The organism is Rhizobium sp. CNPSo 3670 (assembly GCF_057784555.1).
Map to the genome: position 1 here is coordinate 228,472 of NZ_JBXSOL010000001.1, position 20,181 is coordinate 248,652.

Genomic DNA, 20,181 nt, shown 5'->3' on the forward strand with positions numbered 1-20,181 from the left:
CTCAATAGCTCGACGCCGCAGCCGCTGCCGGCTGCGCTCCGCTCAGAACGGCCAGTATGTCGTCGAGCAGGCCGGAAGCGCCGAAGCGGAAGGTCGAGGGCATAGCCCAGTCCGGCGCCATGATCGTTTCAGCAAGGCTGAGATAGAGCGCCGCATCCGTCACCGAGCCGATGCCGCCAGCCGGCTTGAAGCCGACCTTGCGTCCGCTCTCACGAATGGCCCGGATCATGATGTCGGCGGCTTCGAGCGTCGCGTTGACGGCGACCTTGCCGGTCGAGGTCTTGATGAAATCAGCGCCGGCTTCAATAGCCAGTTCGGAGGCACGGCGGATCAAGGCCGCATCCTTCAACTCGCCAGTCTCGATGATCACCTTCAGCAGGACGGGGCCGGCGCATTCGGCGCGCACCGCCTTGACCATGTCAGTCACCGCCTTCTCATCGCCTGATATGAGCTTGCGGTAGGGGATGACCAAATCGATCTCATCTGCGCCATCGGCAATCGCCTCACGGGTTTCGGCGGCGACATCGGCCACTTCCATATCGCCTGCTGGGAAATTGACGACCGTTGCGATCCGCACGGCATGGCCGGCGCCGAGGATGTTGCGGGCATGGGCGACGAAACGCGGCCAGATGCAGATCGCGGCGCTGTTACCGTAGGGCGTCTGCGCGCGGGCGCAGAGCGTATCGATCTGCGCCTCGGTGCAATCGTCCTTCAGATTGGTGAGGTCGAGAAGGGAAAGGGCGACCGCCGCCGTTTCCCGGATTGAATGGCTATTCATTTTCGCTTTCTCCCGCAATCATCTCTTTCAATATGGCGGCGAGACGGGCGCCGCCGACGGGCGCCATGTCCTTGGTTTCTTCATGGCTGAGCTCATTGCCGGTCATGCCTGCTCCATAGTTGGTGATAACGGAAGCGGCCGCAACCCGCAGACCCAGCATTCTTGCGATGATCACCTCCGGCACCGTCGACATGCCGACGGCATCGGCGCCGAGGATGCGCGCCATGCGGATTTCGGCCGGCGTTTCGAAGCTCGGACCGGAAAACCACATATAGACGCCCTGCCCCAGCTCGATCTTGAGTTTTGCCGCCGCCTTCCGCATTGCCGCGGCGAGGCCGGCGTCATAGGCATTGGTCATGCCGACGAAGCGATGGTCGCTTTCCTCGCCGATCAGCGGGTTCATGCCGGAATAGTTGATGTGATCGGTAATCTGCATCACCGAACCAGGCGGCATGTTGTCGCGCAGCGATCCGGCCGAATTGGTCAGGATCAGCGCCTCGACGCCGAGCGCCTTCAAGACCTCGATCGGCAGGCGCATGGCGTTGGCATCGCCCTTCTCATAATAATGGACGCGGCCGGAGAGCATGATGACCGGCTTTCCACCGAGGCGGCCGGCGACAACTTCGCCGGCGTGGCCGGAGACGGCGCTGACGGGAAAGCCCGGCAGATCGCGATAGGGAATACGGACGGCGCCTTCCAACTGGCCAACGAGGGAGCCGAGACCAGAGCCGAGCACGATGCCATGGCGCGGCTTGATCGCCCCGAGCAATGCGGCGAGCAGGTCGACCGTCGTCCTCATCCGAGTTCCGTCTCGAAGCTGAAGGGAAGAAGCTCTTCCATTGTCATGGTCTTCTTCACGCCCGCCTCATCGCAGAGATAGATCTTCGTGTCCTTGGCGGCGAATTCGGAGATCTTCTGGCGGCAGCCGCCGCAGGGCGGGCAGAGTGGCAGCTTCTCGGCGATCACGGCCATTTCGACGATCTTCCTGGCGCCACCCATGATCATGGCACTGATCGCGGTCGGCTCGGCGCACCATCCTTGCGGGAAGGAGAGGTTTTCGATGTTTGCGCCGGTATAGACCTTGCCGTCCTCGGCGCGGATCGCCGCACCGACCGGGAATTTCGAATAGGGCGCATGCGCAAAGGCCATAGCGCCGCGAGCGGCCTCGAACAGGTCGTGGGACATGATCAACGCTCCTTCGTATAGGGCACGCCGCCGGCCTTCGGCGGGATTGCGACGCCGATGAAGCCGGCAAGGAGGATGCAGGTCAGGATATAGGGCAGCGCCTGGAAAACCTGGACCGGCACCTCACCGACCAATGGTACCTGCTTGCCCTGCATGAAGTTCGCCAAAGCATCGAGGAAGCCGAAGAGCAGACAGGCAAACATCACCGGTACCGGCTTCCACTTGGCGAAGACCAGCGCCGCCAGCGCGATATAACCCTTGCCGGCCGACATGTCCTTGATGAAGGCGGCGGACTGGGCGATCGCGAGATAGGTGCCGGAAAAGCCGCAGAGGATGCCGGCGCACATGACGGCGCGGTAGCGCAGCCAGGCAACCGAAATGCCTGCCGTATCGACTGCGCCCGGATTTTCGCCGACGGCGCGCAGCCTGAGGCCGAAACGCGTGCGATAAAGGACCCACCAGGAGAAAGGCACGGCGAGGAAGGCAAGATAGGTGAGGATATTGTTGCCCGATATCACGCTTGCATAGAGCGGGCCGATGATCGGTATGTCGTGGACGGCATTGGCGCCCGGCAGGATGATCGGCGCGAAGCGGGATTCAGGCGCCAGCTGCGGCGTGCGTCCGCCCTGGCCGAACCAGGCTTGGCCGAGCACGATGGTAATGCCGGCGATGAAGAAGTTGATCGCCACACCCGAGACGATCTGGTTGCCGCGGTTGGTGATCGAGGCGAAGCCATGCACCAGGCTGAGCGCCACCGAGCAGACGACGCCCGCGCCGAGCCCTAGCCAGGCCGAACCAGTGAGATAGGCCACGCAGGCGGCGGCGAAGGCCGAGCCCAGCATCTTGCCTTCCAGGCCGATATCGAAGATGCCGGCGCGCTCCGAAAACAGTCCTGCGAGCGCAGTAAAGATCAGCGGAATAGACAGCCTGACCGTCGAGCTCAGGACGTTGATGAAGATTTCGTAGTAATCCATCGTCCGTTCCTCAGGCTCGTTTGAATTGCTGGTAAATGTGCACCATTGCCGGCCGGAACATGTATTCCAGCGCGCCGGCAAAGAGGATCACCAGTCCCTGAATGACCAGGATCATTTCGCGGGTGATATTCGGCATCTCGAAAGAGATCCAGTCGCCGCCCTGGTAAAGGGTGCCGAAAAGGATTGCGGAAAAGATGATGCCGAGCGGATGGTTGCGGCCCATCAGCGACACTGCAATACCGACGAAGCCGGCGCCACCCACGAATTCAACCTGCAGACGGGCGGAAGAGCCCATGACCGGATTGAGCGCCATCATGCCGGCGAGCGCGCCTGAAATCAGCATGGCGATGATGACGATGCGTGCATAGGGTATGCCGGCATAGGCAGCGGCTGTCGAGCTCACGCCGAGTGTACGCATCTCAAAGCCGAGCTTAGTGCGCCAGATGAGGATCCAGACAAACCAGGCGGCAAGGAGGGCGATGATGAAGGAGACGTTGAAGGGTGCTGCACCCAATTTGGCTCCGAAAATGCTCATGATCCAGCCAAGCTTCGGAAGCTGCCCACCCTCGAGAAAGGTGCGGGTTTCCGGCGCCATCTTGCCCGGCACGATCAGCACGTGCACCAGCAGATAGACCATGAGAGCGGCTGCGATGTAATTGAACATGATCGTCGTGATAACGATATGGCTGCCGCGTTTGGCCTGCAGGAAAGCGGGAATGAAGGCCCATGCCGCACCGAATATCCCGGCGCCGACAATGGCGATCGGCATCGTCACATACCAGGGCACGTAATTGTCGAGCGCAAGCGCTACCAGCGCACAGCCGAGACCGCCAATATAGGCCTGACCTTCGGAGCCGATGTTAAAGAGACCGGCGTGGATGGCGACTGCTACGGAAAGGCCAGTGAAGATGAAACTCGTTGCATAGTAGAGTGTGAAGCCTATGCCTTCGCCGCTGCCGAAGGCACCCTCGATCAGCAGCGAAAGAGCGGCAAGCGGGCTTTCGCCGATCAGCCAGACGACGAAACCCGAGATCAAGAAGGCAACGACGAGATTTAAAAGCGGGATCAGACCGTAATTGATCCATCTCGGAAGCGGAACGGAAGCAGTGCTCATAAAGGCCTCACGCGGCAATGCCGGCCATCATCAGGCCGAGGGTCTGTTCACCGGCATCGGGCGTCTTCTCACCGACGACATGGCCGGCGAACATGACAAGGATACGGTCGGAAAGGGCGCGGATCTCATCGAGCTCGACGGAGACGAGCAGGATCGCCTTGCCCGCGTCGCGCATCTCGATGATCCGGCGGTGAATGAATTCGATGGCGCCGATATCGACGCCGCGCGTCGGCTGGCCGATGATCAGCATCTTCGGATCGCGTTCGATTTCGCGCGCGACGACGATCTTCTGCTGGTTGCCGCCGGAGAAATTGGCCGTCTTCAGCCGCGGATTCGGCGGGCGGATGTCGTATTTTTCGATCTTCTCCATGGCATCCTGGCGGATCGCGTCGAGATCGAGCAGCGGCCCTTTGCTGTAGCCCGGACGGCGGTGATAGCCGAGGACGGAGTTTTCGTATTCCTCGAATTTCAGCACCAGCCCCATATGGTGCCGGTCCTCGGGAATATGGGCAAGCCCGAGGTCGCGCAGGCGGGCGGGATCGGCCTTGTCGATCGTCTGGCCGTCGAGAAGGATTTCGCCGGAGACGGGCTTGCGGATACCGGCGATCGCCTCCAGCAATTCGGACTGGCCGTTGCCGGCGACACCGGCGATGCCGACGATCTCGCCGGCACGCACCTCGAAGGAGACATTATCGACCATGGTGACGCCGCGATTGTCCCTGACCGTCAGGTTGCGGACAGAGAGCACGGCGGCGCCCGGATTGGCTTCGCCCTTCTGCACGCGCAGCAGCACGCGACGGCCGACCATCAACTCGGCAAGCTCCTCCACCGTCGTTTCCGCAGTCTTGCGGGTGGCGACCATCTCGCCGCGGCGCATGACGGAGACCGTATCGGTGATCGCCATGATCTCGCGCAGCTTATGGGTGATGAGGATGATCGTCTTGCCCTGGTCGCGCAGCACCTTGAGGATGCGGAAGAGGTGGTCGGCTTCAGCCGGCGTCAGCACGCCTGTAGGTTCGTCGAGGATCAGGATCTCGGCGCCGCGATACATGGCTTTCAGGATTTCGACGCGCTGCTGCAGGCCGACCGGGAGCTCTTCGATCAGTGCGTCCGGATCGACCTCGAGGCCGTATTCGGTTTCCAGTCGCTTGAGCTCGGCGCGGGCCGATGCGACGCCTCTGGCCAGTAGCGATCCACCTTCGGCGCCGAGCATGACGTTCTCGAGCACCGTGAAATTATCGACCAGCATGAAATGCTGGTGCACCATGCCGATGCCGGCGGCGATCGCCGCCTGGCTGTCACGGATGGTGACCGGATTGCCGTTGACGCGGATCTCGCCGCTGTCGGCGTGGTAGAAACCATAGATGATCGACATCAACGTCGATTTGCCGGCGCCGTTTTCACCGATGATGCCGTGGATCGTTCCCTTGGCAACGGTGAGATTAATGTCCTTGTTGGCATGGACGGCACCGAATTTCTTATCGATGCCGACAAGCTCGATAGCGGGCTTATCTGTCACTGCAGGCTCCAAATAAGAAAAGGGCGTATGGCGAAAATCCCTCCGCCATACGCCCGATCTCGATATTACATCAGGGCGCTGATCACTTCGGGCAAGCGTTGTCCGAGGTGTAATCGTGAACCTTGACGGTTCCGGCGATGATATCGGCCTTGGCCTTGTCGACCGCAGCCTGCATTTCCGGCGTGATCAGCGACTTGTTGTTGTCGTCGATCGCGGCGCCAACACCATCTTCCTTGACGCCGAGGGCCTGAACGCCCGCGGTGAACTTGTCGTTCTTGGTATCGGTGTAGGCGTTGTAGACGGCGAGGTCGACGCGCTTGACCATCGAGGTCAGGACCGAGCCCGGATGAAGATGGTTCTGGTTGGAGTCGACGCCGATCGACAGCTTCTTGTTGTCGGCGGCGGTCTGCAGAACACCAAGGCCGGTGGCGCCGGCTGCCGCGTAAATAACATCCGCGCCCTGGTCGATCTGGTTCTTGGTGAGCTCACCGCCACGAACCGGATCGTTCCAGGCAGCACCGGTGGTGCCGGTCATGTTCTGGAACACCTCGATATCGGCCTTGGCGGCACGCGCGCCTTGCTCATAGCCGCATTCGAATTTGCGGATCAGCGGAATGTCCATGCCGCCGACGAAGCCGACCTTGCCGGTCTTGGAGGCCATGCCGGCGAGAATGCCGACGAGGTAGGAGCCTTCTTCTTCCTTGTAGACGACCGAGCGGACGTTCGGCTTGTCGACGACGGAGTCGACGATGATGAATTTGGTATCCGGGAATTCGGCTGCGACCTTCTCGATAGCCGAGGTCCAGGCGAAGGACACGGCGACCACCGGGTTGAAACCGCGGCTTGCGAAGTTGCGGATGGCCTGTTCGCCCTGGGTGTCGCCGGTCGGCTCGAAATCGCGATAGGCGATGCCGGTCTCGGCCTTGAACTTCTCGGCGCCGTTATAGGCCGCTTCGTTGAAAGACTTATCGAACTTCCCGCCGGTGCCGTAAACCAGCGCCGGCTTGACATCGGCGGCAAGCGCCGTCGTCGACATGGCAGCCACGGCAAGGAGAGTGAGAAGGGATTTTTTCATTGTGCAGCCCTGTTGTTGCTATTCATTAGGGGTCCTCCCGCAAGCCCTTTTGGGCATGTCTGCGGAACCACCGACCTCCCCCCGGAGGCCTGGCTGCGCGCATCCTTGCATGGCTCACAGAAAAATTCACCAGAAATTTTTCAGGCGGTAAAGATTTGCAGCGATTGCTGAAAATCAGTTCTCTCGGGCTGATTTTTGGACATTTCCGCTGCCGGGATGCAAAATTTCCCGGCAATCCGACAGCCATGTCGGGGTCACGGAAAGACCGGCGGCGACCGAATCTTCGGCCGAGCCGCAGCGGCAAGACCAACTTGCCTATGCCGTAAAACGGCCGGCCACCGGCGGCTTCTTGTAGCCGACCATCCAAAGAAGCAGCGCGATCACAAGAAAAACCGCAAAGGCCGGCTGGAGCATCAGCCACTGAAAGATGAAGGCATAGAAGCGCGGGTGGATATAGTAGGAAAGCGCGGATTGCAGCGACGTCAGTGTGTCCGGGCTCACATCCTGCCAGGCATCCGACATCGGCGTCATGATCACGGCGGAGGCGGCAACCGATTGGATCGAATCGATGGTCCCGGCAATAACGGCTGCCGCAAGTGCGACAAGACTCGCCAGACGCAACAGGAAACGCATCAATCCCTCCGACGCTTCGATATGCCGGACAATTCCGGCGAGCCCGCGCCATTCTCCACCTTGAGAATTACATAGTCATCGCTGAGGTGAAGCACAATGGGATGGGCCGAGCGGAGTTTTATCGGAAGAAGTCAAAAAACTGTTAGATTTGGGTTGATCGGCAAAAATTCATCGGTATATATCGCGCCGTTCCGACGATTTGCTCCTATCCGGGCGCGAACGCCAAAGGACAGGTGGCCGAGTGGTTTAAGGCGCACGCCTGGAACGCGTGTGTACGTGAAAGCGTACCGAGGGTTCGAATCCCTCTCTGTCCGCCATTTTCGTTAAAAACCGTTGCTGCTTTCTCTTTAGCAGGCCGTCAAGTCTCGCGAGAATCCAATTGCATGCGGTGCAGCCGAGACTGCGTGCCCGCCGACATCCACCGCGATGAACTACCCGTAGCTTGGGCGTCGGAAGAGACCCATTCCCTCCCAACCACGGCCTGATCGACACCAGACCGGAAGTTGGCAGGCACTTGAGCAGCCGAACCTATGTAGTTGTACGGTCGCCGATGCTGCCGACGAAGGGATCAGCGTGATGATAGCCAGACTCTATTCGAATATCTCCGAGACGTTTGTCGCTGGGACTGTCCCCGCTTGAGGTCCTCCTTCGGACATCTGAAATTTGTGAGCCAGAACCGTGGAGGCATAGCAGATTCCAAATGTCTGCGTGCTTTGCGAAACAATAAGGAGCGCCAATGTAATGAGGCTTATTTTACCACCCTGAAAGACAGCATCCGCTTCGTATGACATCGACGCCGCTATGGCTATCAATAGAAACGAAACAATGGGAGGAAGAATCATCCCCGCAAACAGGCGCAAAAAGGTTGGAAGGAAATTACGCCGCCCCCCGGCAAAGGCCTCTGCAAGCCCGCTAGTTGAGCCCGCTATTCCAGCAGTCGGCCAAGTTCCGACAAGAGCGAGGAGCAACGGATAGAAAATTGCGAACAGCCCGCCGCATAGCAGTACCAATGCACCCCTCGAGAAAGAAACAGCGCCGAATGCAAGAGGAACGCCGATTCCGATACCTATTACGACAAGCAGGATAAGAATATTTTTCCAGATGTAGCTGCCAAACCCGGCCATGCCCCGGTTGAGTTGCACTCGCCCGGTTCCGCTCAATATCGCATTTTGGACACAAAATCCTGTATATAACGCAATAAAGAACTGAGTAGAACCAACACCACTACTTTCGTTGTACTCTGAAAATAATATTATTCCGCAGCTTATTGTGACAAATAAACAAACGAGAAATAAATTATATCTTATGAAGGAAATCGTTTCACGTAGCATTATCACCCCTGCCATCCGCCGTCGCTGCTGAGTCGAAGATATCGTCATCAAAATATACGGCTGTCAAATGCGGGACGGTCATCAAACGTGCTGGGGAACCAGGAATATGTCGGAGGTTGACAGCACACCGCAAGATTCCTGTTTTTTTACCATGCGAATTCACCGCGTCTTTGCACGTTTGGGTTTAGGGTCTGCCAAACCAAAAAACAGAGGTAAAACAGGTGGAAGAACTTTCGGTACAGTCGAAGATCATCAAATCCGTCTATTTCAGCCAGGAAGACGGGCGGCTGAGGATTTGCTTCAAGAACGGCGAGGAGCGTCTGTTCGAAGGCGTGCCCTCTTCGGAAGCCCATGCGATGACGGCGGCGTCATCTCCCGGACATTATTATCTCGACCGGATCAGGACGCGGTTTCGCAGACTGGCTGCCTGACACCGTCGGCCCGGCCGGATTGCGTCGGATTGAGACAGTGCCGGTGGATATTAATCCCCGGTTAACTCTCGCCTTCATCACAGTTGGATCAGCCCGAGCAGAAAGCGGCACTCTATCAGTGCTGCCGCTTTCAGAGATTCGGTCAGCCGGGAGGCTTGGTGGCGGACCCCAGCCAGGAAGCCGAGCCTCCCCGTCACCCCATCCGTTTCGCCGGATCGATCCGACGTCGGGCTGTAATCGCCTCGAAATAGCCAATTGGGGCTAATCCTGTGAAAAACCGGAATGCTCACATCCGGACTCGACAATGCTTCATTAGCATGATTGCATAAACCCATGGAACGGGAGGCCGGGGTCATGATGTTCGAGAATCTGCTTGAGATGCAGGAGCGCGGCGTGCGCGACCGTGCTCGTGGCCGCAGCCTGGCCGACAATCCGATGTCGAAGCCGGATGTGCTGCCGATCACCGATTTTCAGGAATGGTATTCGATGTTCGACGCCTGGCGCTTCGGCTGGTCGATCGAGGATGCGATGGCGGGGCACATCGAGGTACCCCGTGATGGCCGCGCTTCACCTCGAGCCTATACCAGGACGGTCTGATCGACCCTATCTTCGGCGCCGAAGAATTTCAGGTAGCGTTCGACTTCGGCCGGCTCGCCCGTCGCCTTCTGCGGGTTGTCGGAGAGTTTCACCGCCGGGCGGCCGTTGGCGTCGCTGACCTTGCAGACGATCGAGATCGGATTGAGGCCTGAGATTTCCGTCGGCGCACAGCCGGCAAAATCATTCGTCAGGTTGGTGCCCCAGCCGAAGCTCATGCGCACGCGGCCTTCGAAATGCCGGTAGGTATCGATGATGGCGTCGACATCGAGGCCGTCGGAAAAGATCAACAACTTCTGGCGCGGATCGCGGCCCATCTTCTTCCACCAGTCGATGATCTTTTCACCGCCTTCGATCGGCGGCGCGCTGTCCGGACGGAAGCCGGTCCAGTCGGCGACCCATTCGGGGGCGTCGCGCAGGAAGGCCGCGGTGCCGAAGGCGTCCGGCAGGACGATCAGCAGGTTGCCGCCATAGAGCTTGTTCCAGTCGCGCAGGATTTTGTAAGGGGCGTTGCGCAGCTGCTCATCGGTTTGCGCCAGGGCGGCTGCCACCATCGGCAGCTCGTGGGCATTGGTGCCGACCGCCTCGAGATCGGAATCCATCGCCAGCAAGACATTGCTGGTGCCGGTGAAGGCCGGACCGATACCTTCCTTCAGCGCCTCGACGCACCAGCGCTGCCAGAGAAAACTGTGACGGCGGCGAGTGCCGAAATCGGAGATGCGCAGGCCCGGCAATTCCTTCAGCCGTTCTACCTTCGACCACATCTTTGCCTTGGCACGCGCATAGAGCACATCGAGGGTAAAGGGACCGAGCGCCCTCATCGCCGAGCGCGAACGCAGCTCGTTGACGATGGCAAGCGCCGGGATCTCCCACATGGTGGTTTCCTTCCAGGACCCATGGAAGTCCAGCACATATTGCCCCTCCTTCTTCGATAGCTCGTATTCGGGAAGTTGGAAGTTGGACAGCCAGGCAAGGAATTCCGGCTCGAAGATCTGCGCGCGGCCGTAGAAACTATTACCCGCCAGCCATATCATCTCCTTCTTGGAGAGCCGCAGCGTGCGGGCGTGGTCGAGCTGTTCGCGTAGTTCGCCTTCATCGATCTCTTCGGCGAGATGCACGCGCTTGGTGCGGTTGATGAGGGTGAAGGAGGCGTTCACATCAGGATAGAGCTTCCAGATCATCTGGAGCATCAGCAGCTTATAGAAGTCGGTATCGATCAGGCTGCGGATGATCGGGTCGAGTTTCCAGGCGTGATTGTAGACGCGTCTCGCGATATCGGTCTTGGCCATGAGATTCCTGCCCTGTCCACTCCGGTCAGGTGCTGCCAAGTTCCGGGCCGGCGCACGAAACCGGCTCGTGCGCCTTCTTATCGAAAAATCGGCAGAGAAAGTCCAGACAAAACATAAACATCCCGCCGCAGCGTGGCGGCGGGATGCGGGAGATCGTCTGCCAAAGGCCTATTGGGCCGGTGCCGCAGGCTGGGTCGGTGCCGCAGGCGCGCTAGGGGCAGGCGCCGTTGCCGGCGTCTCGGTTGGACCCGCATTGCCATTCTGCATCGTCGGCGCGGGTGCTGCGTCGGATTGCTGCTGCTGGAGCTGTTGGCCGGGCTGCTGCGGCGCCACCTCGTTCGCCTCGCGGCGGCCCCAGATCTCGACTGGAATCCAGACCACGAAGGCAAGGATCAGCGCCACGAGCAGCACGGTCAGGATACGGTAACCCATACGCCCCTGCTTTGCCTTGACCGGCGGGATTTGCTGTTCCTTGTGAAGCTTTCCGTCGGATTTTTCCCAGCGTGTTTCGGTCTGATGCGCCATCATCGTCTCCTTCCGCTGCCTTGGCGGCCGATCTGGCCGCAAAGAACTTCGCAAGGAAAACGGGTGGCCGTCTGGAAGGTTCCGGGCTCAAGCGTGCCGCGATCTTGAAATAGCCAAACCGCCGCAGCTTTGGCGCGAGATGCCGCTTAGAGCCTTTCCGGGTTAGATTGAAGCATTCTGTTGGCTCAAACGGAGCCGGATGGTCGACCGGCCGGCGCGTGTCGTAGCCCAGTTCTACGGCCAAGCCGGCCGGTCGATCAGGCGGCCCGTTTCAGCCAACCCTCCCGCAGATTTGCCTGGCAAATCTGCAAGACTTCAGAATCGCCGGACGCACTTATCGCTTCGCCACCGCGAAGCGGTGCGGGCCGGTGGGCCGGGCATCTTTCCGCCAGGATCAAAGGCGATCGGCTCGGACGTACCTGGGGGTATGCCCTTCGCCAATCGCCTTTGCCCTGACGCAAACTTGCGCCAGCAGAATGCTTCAAGCTAATCCGGAAAGGCTCTAATAACCGGCGGCACGATCGATCACGAACTGCAGCGGCTCGCCGCGTTCAAAACGGGCGATCTGCATCTCGACATGGCGGAACAGCGCGTTCTCTTCGGAGACCGCCGCGTCATGCGGGGTGATGAACACATTCTCCAATTCCCACAACGGGCTGTCGGCGGCGAGCGGCTCCACTTCGAAAACGTCGAGAGAAGCGCCGCCGAGGGTCCCTTCCCTGATGGCCGAGACGATGTCGGTCTCGATCTGGCTCTTGCCGCGCCCGGCATTGATGAAGACCGGCTGTCCGAGCGCACCGTCGCGGCGGAGCTTCTTAAATAGTCCGCTATTATAGAAGCCGGTCGTCTCAGGCGTCAGCGGCAGCAGGCCGACCAGAATGTCGGTTTTGGCAACAAACCGGTCCAATTCGCCCGCGTCGAATGTCTCGACGCCCTCAATTGTTTTGCGGGTGCGCGACCAGCCGATGACGTTGAAACCCATCACTTTCAGCTTGGCGACCGCATCCAGGCCCAGAATGCCGAGTCCCATGACGCCGATGGTCACCTCCGCCGCTTCCGGCGCAATCAATTTGGCCCATTCGCGCCGCCGCTGCTTGACGTCATGGGCATATTGACCGCGCAGATGCATCAGGCACTGCATGACGATCCATTCGCTCATGCGGGTGGTCAGGCTGCGGTCGACGAAACGGACAATCGGAACGTCAGGCAAGCCGGCCATACCGATGATGTGATCGACGCCGGCACCACCCGAGAAGATCACCTTGAGGTTCGGCGCGCGTCGAAAGAGATCGGCATCCGGCTTCCAGAGAAGCGCGTATTCCGTTTCGCTGAAATCACGCTCGCGATTGGCGGGATCGGCCAGATTGATGCTGCCGCGGTCGGCAAAGGCCGTTTTCAGGACGCGGGCGACACCTTCGGGGTTGAACTTGATATCGACGAGGACGGGAGGACGAACTGACATGATCTTCTTTACTGCTGCACGGCGGGCGTCGGCACCGCCTCAATGTTGAAGGCGGCCGCCATGAGTGCCTTGGTGTAATCGTCCTTCGGCGCGCGGAAGATTTCCGCGGACGGTCCCTGCTCCACCACCTTGCCGAAACGCATGACGATGACGTCGTTGGCGAGCGCCTTCACCACCTTCAGGTCGTGGCTGATGAAGAGATAGGCGAGGTCGTGCTTCTTCTGCAGATCGCGCAACAGGTCGACCACCTGCGCCTGCACGCTCATGTCGAGCGCGGATGTCGGCTCGTCGAGCATGACGAAACGGGGCTTCAGCACCATGGCGCGAGCTATGGCGATGCGCTGCCGCTGGCCGCCTGAAAATTCATGCGGATAGCGCCAGCGGGTCAGCGGATCGAGGCCTACCTCCTCCAGCGCCCAGCAGACACGCTGGTCGCGCTCCTCGGCGCTCAAGGCGCGCTCATGCACCTTCAGCCCTTCGGCAATGATATCGCCGACCGACATGCGGGGGCTGAGCGAACCGTAGGGATCCTGAAAGACGATCTGCAGCTGGTTACGCAACGGCCGCATTTCGCTGAACGAATAGCCGGCTATATCCTTGCCAACGAAGGCGATCCGTCCCTGCGAAGAGATCAGCCGGGTGAGCGCCAGGCCCAGTGTGGTCTTGCCGGAGCCGGATTCGCCGACGACGCCGAGCGTCTGGCCGGCGCGCAGCGAAAGATCGATGCCGTCGACCGCCTTCACATGATCGACGACGCGGCGCATCAGCCCCGCCTTGATCGGGAACCAGACACGGATATCCGAGCCTTCCATCACCACCGGCTTCGACGGATCGGCGAGCGGCGGCTCGCCGCGCGGTTCCGAGGCAAGAAGATGGCGGGTGTATTCATGCTTCGGACTGGCGAAGACCTCTTCGACAGTCCCGGTCTCGACGATTCGCCCCTTGGTCATGACGCAGACGCGGTCGGCGAATTTGCGCACGATGCCGAGATCATGGGTGATGAACAGCAGCGACATGCCGTGTGCCGCCTTCAATTGCCGGAGAAGCTCGAGGATCTGCGCCTGTACGGTGACGTCGAGGGCCGTGGTCGGCTCGTCGGCGATCAGCAGTTCCGGCCGGTTGGCGAGCGCCATGGCGATCATGACACGCTGGCGCTGACCGCCGGAGAGTTCGTGCGGATAGGCCTTCAACCGCTTCTCGGGCTCGCGGATGCCGACCTGGTTCAACAGTTCCAGCACCCGCGCGCGCGCCGGCTGTCCGATGAGCCCCTGGTGCAGGGCGAGGATCTCGGCGATCTGCTTCTCGATCGTATGAAGCGGATTGAGCGAGGTCATCGGCTCCTGGAAGATCATGGTGATGTCGTTGCCGCGCACCTCGCGCAGCGCCCGCTCCGATGCCTTCAGAAGGTCCTTGCCCTTGAACAGGATTTCCCCGGAGGGGTGGCTTGCCGAGGGATAAGGCAGAAGCCGCAGGATCGAGTTGGCCGAGACCGATTTGCCGGAGCCGGATTCGCCGACGAGCGCCACGACTTCGCCCTTGGCGATATCGAAGGAGATCCGATCGACGGCAATCGACGTTTCGCCGCCCTGATGAAAGGCAACCGAGAGATCGCGGACGGAAAGGAGTGGTTCTGTCATGTCACTCATTGAAACGTCTTCCTCGGATCGAAGGCGTCGCGCACGGCTTCGCCGATGAAGATCAAAAGAGAAAGCATGATCGACATGGTGAAGAAGGCCGTCAGCCCGAGCCAAGGCGCCTGCAGGTTGGTCTTGCCCTGGGCGATCATTTCGCCGAGCGAAGGGGAGCCGGGCGGCATGCCGAAGCCGAGGAAATCGAGCGACGTCAGCGTCGTGATCGAGCCTGAGAGAATGAAGGGCAGAAAGGTGAGCGTCGCCACCATGGCGTTCGGCAGCAGGTGGCGCCACATGATGGTGCGGTTGTTGACGCCGAGCGCACGCGCGGCGCGGACATATTCGAAATTGCGGGCGCGCAGGAACTCTGCGCGCACGACGCCGACAAAGCTGACCCAGGAGAAGAGCAGCATGATTCCGAGCAGCACGAAGAAGCCGGGCGGCAGGATGGCGGCGATAATGAGCAGGATATAAAGCACCGGCATCGACGACCAGATCTCGATGAAGCGCTGCAGCAAGAGATCGGTCAGGCCGCCGAAATAGCCCTGCACCGCCCCTGCCGTGACGCCGATAATCGCCGAGCAGATGGTCAACGCCAGGCCGAACAGCACCGATATGCGGAAGCCGTAGATAACGCGCGCCAGCACGTCACGCGCCTGGTCATCGGTGCCGAGCCAGTTGAGATTGCCGAGCGTGCAGCCGGGATCGTTCGCGCCTTGCGGATAACCTGAGCAACGCTCCTCTTTGGTCATCAGCCAGAAGGGGGGAGTCGGAGCCGAATGCGGAATGTTCGAGTTGACCGAGCGGTAGGAATAATGGATCGGCGGCCAGATCATCCAGCCATTGGCATTGATCTCATCTGCTATCACCGACGAGCGGTAGTCGGTTTCGGCGAGGAAGCCGCCGAATTTCTCCTCGGGATAGTCGATCAACACCGGAAACAGGATCTCGCCCTTATAGGAGGCGATGATCGGCCGGTCGTTGGCGAGGAATTCCGCGAAAAGGCTCAGCACGAACAGCAGCAGGAAAAGCCACAACGACCAATAGCCGCGGCCGTTCGCCCGGAAATTCTTCCACCGACGGATATTGGTCGGCGACAGCAGCCCCTTGCGCGGCGGTTTGACCGGGTTTGCGGTGGCAGGATTTGCGGCGGCGTCCATCAGACATCCCTCCGCTCGAAATCGATGCGCGGATCGATCCAGGTATAGATCAGGTCTGAGATCAGGCTGACGAAAAGACCGAGCAGCGAGAAGATGTAGAGTGTCGCGAAGACGATCGGATAATCCCGGTTGACCACCGAGAGATAGCCGAGGCGGCCGAGGCCATCGAGCGAAAAGATGTTCTCGATCAGCAGCGAGCCGGTGAAGAAGGCGGAGATGAAGGCGCCAGGAAAACCGGCGATGATGATCAGCATGGCATTGCGGAAAACATGGCCGTAAAGCACCTGCCGCTCGTTCAGGCCCTTGGCGCGGGCTGTAACGACATATTGCTTCTTGATCTCCTCGATGAAGGAATTCTTGGTCAGAAGCGTCGTGGTGGCGAAGGCGGCGAGTGAAAGCGAGATCAGCGGCAGGGTGAGGTGCCAGAAATAATCGAGCGGTTTCTGCCACCAGGCGAGCTCACCGAAATTGTCGGAAACGAGGCCGCGCAGTGGGAACCAGTCGTAGAAAGAGCCGCCGGCGAAAAGCACGATCAGCAGGATGCCGAAGAGGAAGCTCGGAACGGCATAACCGACGACGATGACGCCCGAGGTCCAGACGTCGAAGGTCGACCCGTCCCTGACCGCTTTGCGAATGCCGAGCGGGATGGAAATCGCATAAGAGAAGATCAGGATCCAGATGCCGAGCGAGATCGACACCGGCAGTTTCTCCTTGATGAGGTCGAGCACGGAGGTATTGCGGAAGAAGCTCTCGCCGAAATCGAAGCGGATGTAATTCCACATCATCTCGCCAAAGCGCGTCAACGGCGGCTTGTCGAAGCCGAACTGTTTTTCGAGCTTGGCGATCAGCTCCGGATCGAGCCCCTGGGCGCCGCGATATTTCGAGCCTTCGTCGCTGCCGCCGCCACCTAGCAGATCTCCGCCGCCGGACAGGCGCTGATCGGCGCTGTCCGCCTGGCCGGTCAGCTGGGCAATCACCTGCTCGACCGGGCCGCCGGGGGCAAATTGCACGACGATGAAGGAAATCGCCATGATGCCGATAATGGTCGGTATCATCAAAAGCAGGCGGCGAATGACATAGGCGCCCATCAGCCTTCAGCCTCCGGGAAAGTATTTCTTGTCTGCACGCCGTTCAGTCCAATGCCGCTCAATCCGCCAGCCTTCCCTTGCCGGCCCCGCCGGCTTTTCGTGATTCGCTCGTGCCATTTGGAGCCCAGTGCCCCAGTATTGCAAGCCCGCTCATTTTGCCGAGGTCGACCACCAGGCATCGGGGAAGCCAAGGCTGTAGGCCGGGAACTCGGCAGGATGCGTTACTGTGTTCCAATAGGCGATATTAACGGTATCGCGGTAGAACAGGGGGATGACGTAATGGTTTGCGAGCAAGACTCGGTCCATTGCCTTGATCGCAGCGACCTGTTCATCGCGGTTCGGCGCGAAGATAATCATGCGGATGAGCTCATCGACGGCTGGATTGGCGATGCCCGCGTAGTTGCGAGAACCCTGCTGGTTGACAGAGCCGGATCCCCAATAGTCGGCTTGCTCGTTGCCCGGATTCATTGTCTCCGCCCAGACATTCCAGATCATATCGAAGTCAAAGCTGCGTTCGCGGTTGACAGCTTGCGAAGCGTCGACTGTCCGAACTCGCGCATCAATGCCGATTTTCTTGAGATTGCTGGCATAAGGCACTGCCCAGCGCTCCAACATGGGGCTCGACAATAATATCTCGAAACTCATTGGCTGGCCGGTCTTGGTATTGACCATGCGATTGCCCTTCAGCTCCCAGCCGGCTTCTTTCAGAAGAGCAATCGCCTTTCGGAGGTTGTCGCGGCTTTTCTGCGGATCACCGCCAACGGGATTGGCATAGGGTGTCGTGAAAACCTCCGGCGGAACCTTGTCCTTCATGCTCTGCAGTATTTCCAGTTCACGACCCTGGGGCAGGCCGGAGGAGGCGAGCTCGGTGTTCCAGAAATAACTGTCGATGCGCTTGTAGCTGTTGAAGGCAACCGTGCGGTTCAGCTCCTCGAAATCGAAACCGTAATTCAGTGCCTCGCGGACGCGCTCGTCCTTAAAGAGGTCACGCCGCATATTGGGTACCAGAGCCTGCAGAATGCCGGTGGAGCGCAGCGGATTTGCAACCTCTTCCTTCTTGAGGCGACCTTCCTTGACGGCGGGGAAATCATATCCCGTCGCCCAGCGGGCAGCCGTCGTCTCCTGCCAAAAGTCGCTGTTGCCGGCGCGAAAGGCTTCGAATTCGACGTCCCGATCACCGAAATAGGTGTAGATGACGTTGCGGAAATTGTTCTGGCCGACATTCACATTGAGATCCTTGCCCCAATAGTCGTCACGCAGTTCATAACGGATCGTCGCTCCGGGCGAGAAGGACGCGATCTTGTAGGGCCCTGAACCCATCACTGGTTCGAGCGTCGTCTTTGAGATGTCGCGCGGCTTGCCGTCCGGTCCCTGCCCCTCCCACCAATGTTTCGGCACAACGACCAACTGGCCGAGAATATTCGGAAGCTCGCGGTTGTTCTTCTCGTCGAAAGTGAAGGTGACGTCGCGATCGCCGGTCTTTTCGGCCTTTACCACGTGGCGATAGTAGTTTGCGGTGGCGGGATTGTGCTCCTTGGTCTTATCCAGGCTGAAAATGACATCTTCGGGCGTCACCGGCTGCCCGTCCGCCCATTTCGCCTCTTTGCGCAGGCGAAAGGTCGCACGCGAAACGTCTGCGGGAAAGGACAGTCCTTCGGCGAGCAGGCCGTAGGACACAAGCAGCTCGTCATCGGCGGGCTTCATCAACGTGTCGAATACCAGCGTCAGGCCTACCGCCGTCTGACCTTTTGCAAGGAGCGGATTAAAGGTGTCGAAGGCGCCGCTCGCGGAAAGGCGCAGATCTCCGCCCTTTGGGGCATTTGGATTGACGTAGTCGAAATGAGCAAAGCCCGGCTTGTATTTCATTTCGCTGATGACCGAGCTTCCGATCTGAAACGGCTGCTCTTCACCCATTGCCGTCAAAGGCGTCAAAGCACCCGCAAGCGATAGAAACAGACCGATTTTCGACCACAAAGTCGCCATTCACGCATTCCCCTGAATATTGAGCGATTAGACAATACGAGAAATAGGGGCGAAAAACAGGAGAGAGTTTGGTTTTTGGCCGGCTCGCGAAATTTTGAGCCGCCAGTTCCCGTCAGGAACGCCAGTGCTTGGGCGCCGCGGCGATCCGTCACCGGCTCGTGCTGCATCCGTCCGCCAAATCATCGATTCACCAAAATCGCTTTTCACGATAGATTCGAACGCAAATCACTTCAGCAGCGGCTCAAGGGAACAGCATGGCATTCGGCTTCGCTCAAGCTTTCAGGACATTCGGCAAACTGGCAATTGCCGGCGCGATCGGTGCCGGCCTTGCGGCCGGCGACGTCGGCGCCGAGCAGAAGACGCCAAGCCCAGGCAGCGCCAAGGCGCTGTTCGCAGGCGTCAGCCTGCCGACGCAGGGGCCGGCGCAGCCGATCGGCTTTTATGCAAAGGGCTGCATGACCGGCGCGGTGGCGCTGCCGACCGACGGGCCGACCTGGCAGGCGATGCGGCTTTCGCGCAATCGCCGCTGGGGCAACCCGGCGATGATTGCGCTCCTGGAACGGTTTTCGCAGGATGCGGTCAAATATGCCGGCTGGCCGGGCATCCTCGTCGGCGATGTCGCCCAGCCGCGCGGCGGGCCGATGCTCAACGGTCATTCCTCGCACCAGATCGGCCTCGATGCCGATATCTGGTTCACCCCGATGCCGGCGCGCCGCATGACGGCTGAGGAGCGCGAGGACCTGCCCTTCACAAGCATGCTGCAGAAGGACAAGTTCCTCACCGTCAACCCGAAGGTATGGACGGAATCGCGGGCGCGGCTCCTGATGCTGGCGGCGAGCTATCCCGAAGTGGAGCGCATCTTCGTCAATCCGGCGATCAAGAAGAAGATGTGTGACACCTGGACCGGCGACCGTACCAACCTTGGTAAGCTCCGGCCGATATACGGCCATGACTCGCATTTCCACATCCGCATCAAATGCCCGCCCGGTGCTGCCGGATGTACGCCGCAAGCCCCGGTGCCCGCCGGAGACGGCTGCGACAAGTCGCTCGCCTATTGGTTCACACCGGCGCCTTGGGCGCCACCGAAACCGCCCAAACCCGGCGCCAAGCCGCCGAAGCCGCCGCGTGAGATGATGGTGTCCGACCTGCCGAAGGCCTGCGCCGCTGTGCTCGATGCCGCTTCCGTCGCTTCGATGCAAGCCGCCACCTATGGCGGGCCTTCCGCTGCAAGCGCGCTCGCCGCCGTTCCGGCAGCCGCGCCGGCTGATGACGACGAGGGGTTGCCGGATGTCGGCCCGTTGCCAAACGACAAGCCGGCGGTCCAATGAAGGGGCAGAGGCGCTGTCTTTCAAATCGCAAACACTTGGTATAAAGCGATCAAATCGATTGAATTGTTGGGGCGGAGATTC

19 protein-coding genes and 1 tRNA gene are annotated in these 20,181 nt (G+C 60.0%); 4 read left to right on the forward strand and 16 right to left on the reverse strand.

Annotated features, from left to right (window positions below):
* Window position 1: 1 nt before the first annotated feature.
* The 8 genes from deoC to AC13QO_RS01205 all read right to left on the reverse strand — a co-directional run bounded on the left by deoC (window position 2) and on the right by AC13QO_RS01205 (window position 7,278).
* A complete protein-coding gene (deoC, locus tag AC13QO_RS01170; RefSeq protein WP_085776579.1) occupies window positions 2-778 on the reverse strand; it encodes a deoxyribose-phosphate aldolase in 777 nt (258 codons plus the stop codon).
* Complete coding sequence (locus AC13QO_RS01175) at window positions 771-1,577, reverse strand: purine-nucleoside phosphorylase (RefSeq protein ID WP_085776578.1); 807 nt, start codon at window positions 1,575-1,577, stop codon at window positions 771-773. Before AC13QO_RS01175 ends, deoC begins: the two co-directional genes overlap by 8 nt.
* Window positions 1,574-1,963: a cytidine deaminase gene (locus AC13QO_RS01180; RefSeq protein ID WP_064800281.1), complete on the reverse strand. Its 390-nt coding sequence runs from the start codon at window positions 1,961-1,963 to the stop codon at window positions 1,574-1,576. The genes AC13QO_RS01175 and AC13QO_RS01180 overlap by 4 nt, the downstream gene beginning before the upstream one ends.
* A gap of 2 nt (window positions 1,964-1,965) precedes the next feature.
* Window positions 1,966-2,937 (reverse strand): ABC transporter permease, encoded by a 972-nt coding sequence (locus AC13QO_RS01185; RefSeq protein ID WP_085776577.1) that lies wholly within the window; start codon window positions 2,935-2,937, stop codon window positions 1,966-1,968.
* 10 nt (window positions 2,938-2,947) lie between these two features.
* Window positions 2,948-4,051, reverse strand: coding sequence for an ABC transporter permease (locus AC13QO_RS01190; RefSeq protein ID WP_085776576.1), 1,104 nt, complete (start codon window positions 4,049-4,051; stop codon window positions 2,948-2,950).
* A gap of 7 nt (window positions 4,052-4,058) precedes the next feature.
* Window positions 4,059-5,570, reverse strand: a complete 1,512-nt coding sequence (locus AC13QO_RS01195; RefSeq protein WP_488539713.1) for an ABC transporter ATP-binding protein — start codon at window positions 5,568-5,570, stop codon at window positions 4,059-4,061.
* An 82-nt stretch (window positions 5,571-5,652) separates the two neighbouring features.
* Window positions 5,653-6,645, reverse strand: a complete 993-nt coding sequence (locus tag AC13QO_RS01200; protein WP_085776574.1) for a BMP family lipoprotein — start codon at window positions 6,643-6,645, stop codon at window positions 5,653-5,655.
* 315 nt (window positions 6,646-6,960) lie between these two features.
* Complete coding sequence (locus tag AC13QO_RS01205) at window positions 6,961-7,278, reverse strand: hypothetical protein (RefSeq protein WP_085776573.1); 318 nt, start codon at window positions 7,276-7,278, stop codon at window positions 6,961-6,963.
* Window positions 7,279-7,505: 227 nt separating this feature from the next.
* On the opposite strand from AC13QO_RS01205, the gene AC13QO_RS01210 reads away from it, so the two are divergent.
* Window positions 7,506-7,595 (forward strand) — tRNA-Ser (locus AC13QO_RS01210).
* Between the two features lie 273 nt (window positions 7,596-7,868).
* Here AC13QO_RS01210 and AC13QO_RS01215 read toward each other — a convergent pair.
* Window positions 7,869-8,609, reverse strand: coding sequence for a hypothetical protein (locus AC13QO_RS01215; RefSeq protein WP_488539714.1), 741 nt, complete (start codon window positions 8,607-8,609; stop codon window positions 7,869-7,871).
* Between the two features lie 221 nt (window positions 8,610-8,830).
* Between AC13QO_RS01215 and AC13QO_RS01220 the strand changes: the two genes are divergently transcribed.
* Together AC13QO_RS01220 and AC13QO_RS01225 are read left to right on the forward strand one after the other, a co-directional pair.
* Window positions 8,831-9,040: a KTSC domain-containing protein gene (locus tag AC13QO_RS01220; protein WP_085776572.1), complete on the forward strand. Its 210-nt coding sequence runs from the start codon at window positions 8,831-8,833 to the stop codon at window positions 9,038-9,040.
* 357 nt (window positions 9,041-9,397) lie between these two features.
* Window positions 9,398-9,637, forward strand: coding sequence for a CrpP-related protein (locus AC13QO_RS01225; protein WP_085779920.1), 240 nt, complete (start codon window positions 9,398-9,400; stop codon window positions 9,635-9,637).
* Here the strand turns inward: AC13QO_RS01225 and pncB are convergent.
* The 7 genes from pncB to AC13QO_RS01260 form a co-directional block, all read right to left on the reverse strand.
* Window positions 9,619-10,923, reverse strand: a complete 1,305-nt coding sequence (gene pncB / locus AC13QO_RS01230; protein WP_085776571.1) for a nicotinate phosphoribosyltransferase — start codon at window positions 10,921-10,923, stop codon at window positions 9,619-9,621. The two genes, AC13QO_RS01225 and pncB, sit on opposite strands and share 19 nt — an antisense overlap.
* 168 nt (window positions 10,924-11,091) lie before the next feature.
* On the reverse strand, window positions 11,092-11,451 hold the full coding sequence (locus AC13QO_RS01235) for a hypothetical protein (protein WP_085776570.1): 360 nt from the start codon (window positions 11,449-11,451) through the stop codon (window positions 11,092-11,094).
* Window positions 11,452-11,950: 499 nt separating this feature from the next.
* On the reverse strand, window positions 11,951-12,910 hold the full coding sequence (locus AC13QO_RS01240) for a 2-hydroxyacid dehydrogenase (RefSeq protein WP_085776569.1): 960 nt from the start codon (window positions 12,908-12,910) through the stop codon (window positions 11,951-11,953).
* An 8-nt stretch (window positions 12,911-12,918) separates the two neighbouring features.
* A complete protein-coding gene (locus tag AC13QO_RS01245) occupies window positions 12,919-14,556 on the reverse strand; it encodes an ABC transporter ATP-binding protein (RefSeq protein ID WP_085776568.1) in 1,638 nt (545 codons plus the stop codon).
* A complete protein-coding gene (locus AC13QO_RS01250; RefSeq protein ID WP_085776567.1) occupies window positions 14,553-15,701 on the reverse strand; it encodes an ABC transporter permease in 1,149 nt (382 codons plus the stop codon). The genes AC13QO_RS01245 and AC13QO_RS01250 overlap by 4 nt, the downstream gene beginning before the upstream one ends.
* Window positions 15,701-16,789, reverse strand: a complete 1,089-nt coding sequence (locus tag AC13QO_RS01255; RefSeq protein ID WP_085776566.1) for a microcin C ABC transporter permease YejB — start codon at window positions 16,787-16,789, stop codon at window positions 15,701-15,703. The genes AC13QO_RS01250 and AC13QO_RS01255 overlap by 1 nt, the downstream gene beginning before the upstream one ends.
* A gap of 150 nt (window positions 16,790-16,939) precedes the next feature.
* A complete protein-coding gene (locus tag AC13QO_RS01260; protein ID WP_085776565.1) occupies window positions 16,940-18,772 on the reverse strand; it encodes an extracellular solute-binding protein in 1,833 nt (610 codons plus the stop codon).
* Between the two features lie 254 nt (window positions 18,773-19,026).
* On the opposite strand from AC13QO_RS01260, the gene mepA reads away from it, so the two are divergent.
* A complete protein-coding gene (gene mepA / locus AC13QO_RS01265; RefSeq protein ID WP_085776564.1) occupies window positions 19,027-20,100 on the forward strand; it encodes a penicillin-insensitive murein endopeptidase in 1,074 nt (357 codons plus the stop codon).
* Window positions 20,101-20,181 lie beyond the last annotated feature (81 nt).

Bases quoted from the DNA above. Each gene is read 5' to 3' on its own strand.
- deoC (WP_085776579.1), bottom strand. From the start codon at position 778: ATGAATAGCCATTCAATCCGGGAAACGGCGGCGGTCGCCCTTTCCCTT.
- AC13QO_RS01175 (WP_085776578.1), bottom strand. From the start codon at position 1,577: ATGAGGACGACGGTCGACCTGCTCGCCGCATTGCTCGGGGCGATCAAG.
- AC13QO_RS01180 (WP_064800281.1), bottom strand. From the start codon at position 1,963: ATGTCCCACGACCTGTTCGAGGCCGCTCGCGGCGCTATGGCCTTTGCG.
- AC13QO_RS01185 (WP_085776577.1), bottom strand. From the start codon at position 2,937: ATGGATTACTACGAAATCTTCATCAACGTCCTGAGCTCGACGGTCAGG.
- AC13QO_RS01190 (WP_085776576.1), bottom strand. From the start codon at position 4,051: ATGAGCACTGCTTCCGTTCCGCTTCCGAGATGGATCAATTACGGTCTG.
- AC13QO_RS01200 (WP_085776574.1), bottom strand. From the start codon at position 6,645: ATGAAAAAATCCCTTCTCACTCTCCTTGCCGTGGCTGCCATGTCGACG.
- AC13QO_RS01205 (WP_085776573.1), bottom strand. From the start codon at position 7,278: ATGCGTTTCCTGTTGCGTCTGGCGAGTCTTGTCGCACTTGCGGCAGCC.
- AC13QO_RS01215 (WP_488539714.1), bottom strand. From the start codon at position 8,609: ATGCTACGTGAAACGATTTCCTTCATAAGATATAATTTATTTCTCGTT.
- AC13QO_RS01225 (WP_085779920.1), top strand. From the start codon at position 9,398: ATGTTCGAGAATCTGCTTGAGATGCAGGAGCGCGGCGTGCGCGACCGT.
- pncB (WP_085776571.1), bottom strand. From the start codon at position 10,923: ATGGCCAAGACCGATATCGCGAGACGCGTCTACAATCACGCCTGGAAA.
- AC13QO_RS01235 (WP_085776570.1), bottom strand. From the start codon at position 11,451: ATGATGGCGCATCAGACCGAAACACGCTGGGAAAAATCCGACGGAAAG.
- AC13QO_RS01240 (WP_085776569.1), bottom strand. From the start codon at position 12,910: ATGTCAGTTCGTCCTCCCGTCCTCGTCGATATCAAGTTCAACCCCGAA.
- AC13QO_RS01245 (WP_085776568.1), bottom strand. From the start codon at position 14,556: ATGAGTGACATGACAGAACCACTCCTTTCCGTCCGCGATCTCTCGGTT.
- AC13QO_RS01250 (WP_085776567.1), bottom strand. From the start codon at position 15,701: ATGGACGCCGCCGCAAATCCTGCCACCGCAAACCCGGTCAAACCGCCG.
- AC13QO_RS01255 (WP_085776566.1), bottom strand. From the start codon at position 16,789: ATGGGCGCCTATGTCATTCGCCGCCTGCTTTTGATGATACCGACCATT.
- AC13QO_RS01260 (WP_085776565.1), bottom strand. From the start codon at position 18,772: ATGGCGACTTTGTGGTCGAAAATCGGTCTGTTTCTATCGCTTGCGGGT.
- mepA (WP_085776564.1), top strand. From the start codon at position 19,027: ATGGCATTCGGCTTCGCTCAAGCTTTCAGGACATTCGGCAAACTGGCA.